The 6,008-nt window shown below is 49.9% G+C and carries 6 protein-coding genes; all 6 read left to right on the top strand.

Annotation, left to right across the window (positions count from 1 at the left end; translation table 11 throughout):
* Positions 1-395 precede the first annotated feature (395 nt).
* The 6 genes from FD01_RS07245 to phoU all read left to right on the top strand — a co-directional run bounded on the left by FD01_RS07245 (position 396) and on the right by phoU (position 5,875).
* Complete coding sequence (locus FD01_RS07245; RefSeq protein WP_056963482.1) at positions 396-1,250, top strand: phosphate ABC transporter substrate-binding protein PstS family protein; 855 nt, start codon at positions 396-398, stop codon at positions 1,248-1,250.
* A 9-nt stretch (positions 1,251-1,259) separates the two neighbouring features.
* Positions 1,260-2,180 (top strand): phosphate ABC transporter permease subunit PstC, encoded by a 921-nt coding sequence (gene pstC / locus FD01_RS07250; RefSeq protein ID WP_056963485.1) that lies wholly within the window; start codon positions 1,260-1,262, stop codon positions 2,178-2,180.
* Positions 2,180-3,064 (top strand): phosphate ABC transporter permease PstA, encoded by an 885-nt coding sequence (gene pstA, locus FD01_RS07255; RefSeq protein WP_054715689.1) that lies wholly within the window; start codon positions 2,180-2,182, stop codon positions 3,062-3,064. The genes pstC and pstA overlap by 1 nt, the downstream gene beginning before the upstream one ends.
* Before the next feature lie 7 nt (positions 3,065-3,071).
* Positions 3,072-3,881, top strand: a complete 810-nt coding sequence (gene pstB, locus FD01_RS07260; RefSeq protein ID WP_056963487.1) for a phosphate ABC transporter ATP-binding protein PstB — start codon at positions 3,072-3,074, stop codon at positions 3,879-3,881.
* A 483-nt stretch (positions 3,882-4,364) separates the two neighbouring features.
* Positions 4,365-5,126: a phosphate ABC transporter ATP-binding protein PstB gene (pstB, locus tag FD01_RS07265; RefSeq protein ID WP_056963489.1), complete on the top strand. Its 762-nt coding sequence runs from the start codon at positions 4,365-4,367 to the stop codon at positions 5,124-5,126.
* A gap of 71 nt (positions 5,127-5,197) precedes the next feature.
* Positions 5,198-5,875 (top strand): phosphate signaling complex protein PhoU, encoded by a 678-nt coding sequence (gene phoU / locus FD01_RS07270; protein ID WP_054715684.1) that lies wholly within the window; start codon positions 5,198-5,200, stop codon positions 5,873-5,875.
* Positions 5,876-6,008 lie beyond the last annotated feature (133 nt).

Below are 6,008 nucleotides of genomic sequence, written 5' to 3' on the forward strand. Positions count from 1 at the left end.
TGACAGAGAACCATGTGGCGTCTTTATTTGAGCTGTCAACAGCTGATGCCTGGTGATTGCTGTTGAATATCATTGACGTGAGCCAATACGTGCAAGGGTTTTGAATTTGGGCCGGAAGCCGGCCGTCGTGACATAGTGAGATTTCCGTTGGCGGGTACCGCCTACGGAAAGCCGCAGGTCGAGATCCACTTTGAATATGAGCAAAGCGAATATTCAAAGTTAGCTCGGCCGAGGACCCTCACTATGTCGCGATGAGCCGGCTGGAGGCCCAAATTCAAAACCTTTGCGCCGATACTGTCAAGTAAAATACATTTACTACATTTTTACATGCGTCGTAGGTAAGATTTACACAAGCTTGATACACTGAGAGACGAGAACAAAGACGGAGGCACGACGTGAAAAAATTGCTAGGCTTACTCGCCTTGATCAGCTTAACGCTTTTAGCGGCATGCGGGGCCCAAAATTCCAGTGGGGAATCGATCACTGCAGTGGGGTCATCTGCCTTGCAGCCCTTAGTCGAAGCGGCTGCAGAACAATATCAATCCGATAACCTCGGCGTATTTATCAATGTGCAAGGTGGCGGCTCTGGGACTGGGTTGAGCCAGATCCAACAAGGCGCCGTTCAAATCGGGAACTCAGACCTTTTTGCAGAAGAAAAATCTGGCATTCAAGCCAAAAAACTGGTCGATCACCGCGTGGCAGTGGTCGGCATCACCCCAATCGTCAACAAGAAAGTCGGCGTGAAGAATTTGACCGTCACCCAATTGCGGCAACTGTTTACAGGTGAGATCACCAACTGGAAACAAGTTGGGGGCAAAAACTTGCCAGTCGTTGTCGTCAACCGCGCACAAGGTTCTGGGACCCGCGCGACGTTTGAACGCTGGGTGATGAATGGCCGTCAACCGATGGCTGCTCAAGAACAAGATTCCACTGGGATGGTGCGTTCGATCGTTGCCAGCACCCCAGGGGCCGTCTCTTATGTCGCCTTTTCATATGTGGACAAAACGGTGGTCGCCCCATCGCTTGATGGCGTGACGCCAACGGACAAACATGTGACCACCAATGATTGGCCAATTTGGTCCTATGAACATATGTACACCAAAGGCCAACCAACTGGCTTGACCAAAAAGTTCTTAGCCTACATCCAATCCCCTAAGATGCAAACCAAACTGGTGGCGAAAATGGGGTATATTCCTGTCACTGCAATGAAAGTGCAACGCGACCACGCCGGCAACGTCGTGCATAACTAGGAGGCGCTCATGGATCCGATCAAAGACGCAATGACGCACAAGTCCCGCTCAGCTAAAATTGAAGCGCGCGGGCATTTGATCAGCTTAGCTTGTATCAGCTTGATCGTGGCAGTGGTTTTGGCGATTTTCTTCTTTGTTGCCAGCCGCGGCTTGGCAACATTTTTCACCAATAAAATCAATTTATGGGACTTCTTATCGAAAAGCACTTGGGAACCAGCGGTCAAAGATGCGCACGGCAATCCGCAAGTTGGCGCTTTGCCAATGATCGTCGGGAGTTTCGGCGTGACGTTCTTGTCAGCTGTGGTAGCAACACCATTTGCAGTGGGCGCGGCGATTTTCATGACAGAAATTTCCCCCAATCTCGGCAAAAAGATTTTACAACCGGTCATCGAATTACTCGTCGGCATTCCATCAGTCGTTTATGGGTTCATCGGCTTGTCTGTGATCGTCCCAATTATCCGCACCGTGTTTGGCGGCACCGGGTTTGGGATCTTAGCGGGGACCTTCGTGTTGTTTGTCATGATTTTACCGACGGTGACCAGTATGACGGTCGATGCCTTGAAAGCTGTGCCACGGCATTATCGCGAAGCCAGCTTGGCGTTAGGCGGCACCCGGTGGCAAACGATTTCTCGCGTGGTGTTGCGCGCGGCGATGCCTGGGATCTTAACTGGGGTCGTTTTCGGAATGGCGCGGGCGTTTGGTGAAGCGCTAGCCGTGCAAATGGTTATCGGGAACGCTGCACTGTTGCCGAAAGACTTGATCAGCCCAGCGTCGACCTTGACTTCAGTGCTGACTTCAGGCATCGGGAACACGGTGATGGGCTCGCTTGATAACAATGCCTTGTGGTCCTTAGCCTTACTGTTGCTGTTGATGTCCTTAGCGTTTAACTTGTTGATTCGCTGGATCGGGAAGAAAGGGGAGATGAAGTGATGTCTGCAAAATCGATCGATAAAATCATGACCGGTGTGCTGTACGCAGTGGCCGGCATCATCGTCCTCTTGTTGGCAGGCTTACTTGGCTACATTTTATTCCAAGGCTTGCCACATGTGTCTTGGCATTTCTTGACTAGCCCAGCGAAAAGTTTTGAAGCTGGTGGCGGGATCGGGATTCAATTATTCAACTCCTTTTACTTGCTACTGCTGTCGATGCTGATTTCCGTGCCGCTGGCGTTAGGCGCTGGGATCTATTTGGCAGAATATGCGCGTGATAACTGGTTGACAGATGTGATTCGCACCGCCATTGAAATCTTAAGCTCCTTGCCATCGGTTGTGGTCGGCTTGTTTGGGTTCTTGGTGTTCGTCTTACAATTCGGTTTTGGCTTTTCAATTTTATCCGGTGCTTTGGCGCTGACCATGTTCAACTTGCCTTTGTTGACGCGTAACGTTGAAGATTCCTTGCGCCAAGTTGGTTTTGCGCAGCGTGAAGCCGGCCTTGCTTTAGGTTTGTCACGTTGGGAAACCGTGATTCATGTGGTGATTCCAGAAGCGTTGCCTGGGATTTTAACTGGGATGATCTTAGGCGCAGGCCGGGTGTTTGGTGAAGCTGCCGCATTGATCTACACTGCTGGCCAATCTGCGCCGGCTTTGAACTTCGCTGATTGGAATCCGTTAGACATCGCCAGTCCGTTGAATCCTTTCCGTCCTGCTGAAACGTTGGCGGTGCACATTTGGAAAATCAATTCTGAAGGGATCCAACCTGATGCTGCCGCCGTGTCTGCTGGGGCGTCTGCGGTGTTGATCATCGCCGTGTTGGCCTTCAACGTGTTAGCCCGCTGGGGTGGCAATCGCCTGTACAAGCGGATGACCGCAGGATAGGAGAAAAATGCAAAACTATTCATTAGACGATCGCTACATTAAAGACTTAGATCCTAAACAACATGAATTTGCCATCACCACCAATGACGTGAAGGTCTTTTATGGCGACAATGAAGCCGTTCATGGGGTGTCTTTGCCTTTTGAACGCTACAAGATCACGGCTTTGATTGGGGCGTCTGGTTCTGGGAAGTCGACGTTCTTGCGCTCATTGAATCGGATGAACGACAACATCGAAGGCAGTCGCGTGACTGGGGAGATCATGTATCGCGGGTTGGATATCAACTCTCAAAATATCGACGTGTATGAAATGCGCAAGCACATCGGCATGGTGTTCCAGCGGCCGAATCCTTTTGCCAAATCGATTTATGACAACATCACGTTTGCCCCGAAGCGCTTCGGCGAAAAACGCAAAGACGTGCTCGACGAAATGGTCGAAACTAGCCTCAAACAAGCTGCCCTTTGGGATCAAGTCAAAGACAACTTGAACCAAAGTGGCTTGGCGTTATCCGGTGGGCAACAACAGCGCTTATGCATCGCCCGCGCGATTGCGATGAAGCCTGATGTGTTGTTGATGGATGAACCCGCATCAGCACTTGATCCGATTTCCACATCCACGATCGAAGATACGATGATGCAGCTCAAAGACAAGTACACCATCATCATTGTGACCCACAACATGCAACAAGCGGCGCGGATCAGTGATTACACTGCTTTTTTCTATTCTGGCCAAGCGATTGAATTTGACGAAACCCGCAAGATCTTCACCCGACCAAAGATCAAAGCCACCGACGATTATGTCTCTGGGCACTTCGGGTAACAGGTTGTGCATTTGAAATCGAGGCTCCAGCTGACTCGTCGAGACGTGGAGAGGGTCCTCGGCCGAGCTAACTTTGGCAATTCGCTGCGCTCGTTGTCAAAGTGGATCTCGACCTGCGGAATCCTGTAAGCGAAACCCGCTAACAGGATTCTCACCACGTTCCGACGGTCAACTTCCGCCTCAATTTCAAATAGCCTCTACTGCTCGTGACAGAATCGTCGACTTAGAAAATCTGTGGACGGAGATAAAAAGCGTGGAGGCGAGCTGGTCATCAGCCGTGGGGCTCTAAGCGGTTTACCGCTTAGAGCCCAGCGAGGTGGAGATCCATTTTGCGGTTATGAGCGAAGCGATTGCAAAATTAGCTCCAACGAGCGACATTGCGTTCCATGACCAGCTCGCCGGAACACTTTTTGTCGGAGTCCACGGATTTTCGTGCCGAGAAGCAGGATTGAACGAAACAAGCAAACAACGTAAGGAGAACACATGGCTAAAGATAAAGTGATCACCAGTGCCGACGTGAAATTATGGTATGGCGACTTTGAGGCCTTGCACGGCATCAACTTAGACTTCAATCAAAATGAGATCACCGCTTTGATCGGCCCCAGTGGTTGTGGGAAGTCCACTTACTTGCGGTGCTTGAATCGAATGAACGATTTGATCCCAGGGGTGAAAATTGAAGGCGACATGCGGCTTCAAGGGGAGGACATCTATTCCTCACAAATGGACGTGGTGCAACTGCGCAAGCGCGTCGGCATGGTGTTCCAACAACCTAACCCCTTCCCATTCAGCATTTATGATAATGTGGTGTATGGCTTGCGCCTGCAAGGCATCAAAGATCGCGCTGTGCTTGATGAGGCCGTCGAAACTAGCTTAAAGCAAGCGGCCATTTGGGACGAAGTTAAAGACAAGCTCCATGTGTCGGCATTATCCTTGTCTGGTGGGCAACAACAGCGAGTCGTGATCGGGCGCGTTTTGGCAGTGCAACCGGATGTGATTTTGATGGATGAGCCGACTTCAGCGCTTGATCCGATTTCTAGCACGCAAATTGAAAATATGTTGTTGGAATTGCGCGAACAATATACCATAATACTAGTAACGCATAACATGCATCAGGCTTCGCGGATCTCGGACAAAACTGCCTTTTTCTTGCAAGGGCGCTTGGTTGAATTTGATGACACCAAGAAAATCTTCTTAAACCCTCATGAGCAAGAAACTTCAGACTATATTTCCGGCCGCTTCGGCTAATTTGCAAGCGTGGCTCGATTTTTCGAGGCACGCATTTGTGTATATAAAAACCAATTTAAGGAGGTTTCATCATGCGGCGACTATTTGAAGACGAACTCAACGACTTGCACGTCCGCTTCTCGGAAATGGGGATGATGGTCAACGAGGCCATTTATAAGTCAGTTTCGGCATTCGTCAATCACGACAAAGCTTTAGCGCGTGAAGTGATCGCAGACGACCAACACATCAACAAGCGTGAGGTCGACTTGGAAAAACGCAGCTTTGAAATGATCGCCTTACAACAACCGGTGACCACAGATCTGCGCATGATCGTCACGGTGATGAAGGCCAGTTCAGATCTTGAACGCATGGGTGATCATGCGGTATCGATCGCCAAGTCCACGATTCGGGTCAAAGGCGAAACCCGAGTACCTGAAATCGAAGCGGAAATTGCGCAAATGGCTCACGCCGTTAAAGAAATGGTGTCTGAAGTCTTAGACGCTTATGTCAAAGAAGATTCCGTGCGCGCGCGCCAAATCGCCACTGAAGATCATGGCATCAATGATTTTTCCAAGCGCATTTATGAAGAATGTATCGAACGGATGCGCGAGGACTCAGAAACCATTGTCGGCGCCATGGATTACATGTTGGTGTCCAGTTATCTGGAACGCATCGGCGATTATGTCACGAACATTTGTGAATGGATCTTATATTTACGCACCGGGAAGTTGTTGGAATTGAACTCCAATGCTTCTGAAGACGGCTTTTAACGTTTAAGTTTGCAATTGAAAAGTGCTGAGCGCAAGGTCAAATCAACCAGATTTGGCCCTATGCTCAGCGCTTTTTTATCGCAAATTGCAAGAACAAGTTAGCCACTCCGTGGCACGACACCGTGAGGCGAAC

It is taken from the genome of Lacticaseibacillus manihotivorans DSM 13343 = JCM 12514 (genome assembly GCF_001435035.1).
In the GTDB taxonomy this organism is placed as follows: Bacteria; Bacillota; Bacilli; order Lactobacillales; family Lactobacillaceae; genus Lacticaseibacillus; species Lacticaseibacillus manihotivorans.

Excerpts from the sequence above, each read along its gene's own strand:
- pstC (WP_056963485.1), top strand. The coding sequence starts at position 1,260 with ATGGATCCGATCAAAGACGCAATGACGCACAAGTCCCGCTCAGCTAAA.
- pstA (WP_054715689.1), top strand. The coding sequence starts at position 2,180 with ATGTCTGCAAAATCGATCGATAAAATCATGACCGGTGTGCTGTACGCA.
- pstB (WP_056963487.1), top strand. The coding sequence starts at position 3,072 with ATGCAAAACTATTCATTAGACGATCGCTACATTAAAGACTTAGATCCT.
- pstB (WP_056963489.1), top strand. The coding sequence starts at position 4,365 with ATGGCTAAAGATAAAGTGATCACCAGTGCCGACGTGAAATTATGGTAT.
- phoU (WP_054715684.1), top strand. The coding sequence starts at position 5,198 with ATGCGGCGACTATTTGAAGACGAACTCAACGACTTGCACGTCCGCTTC.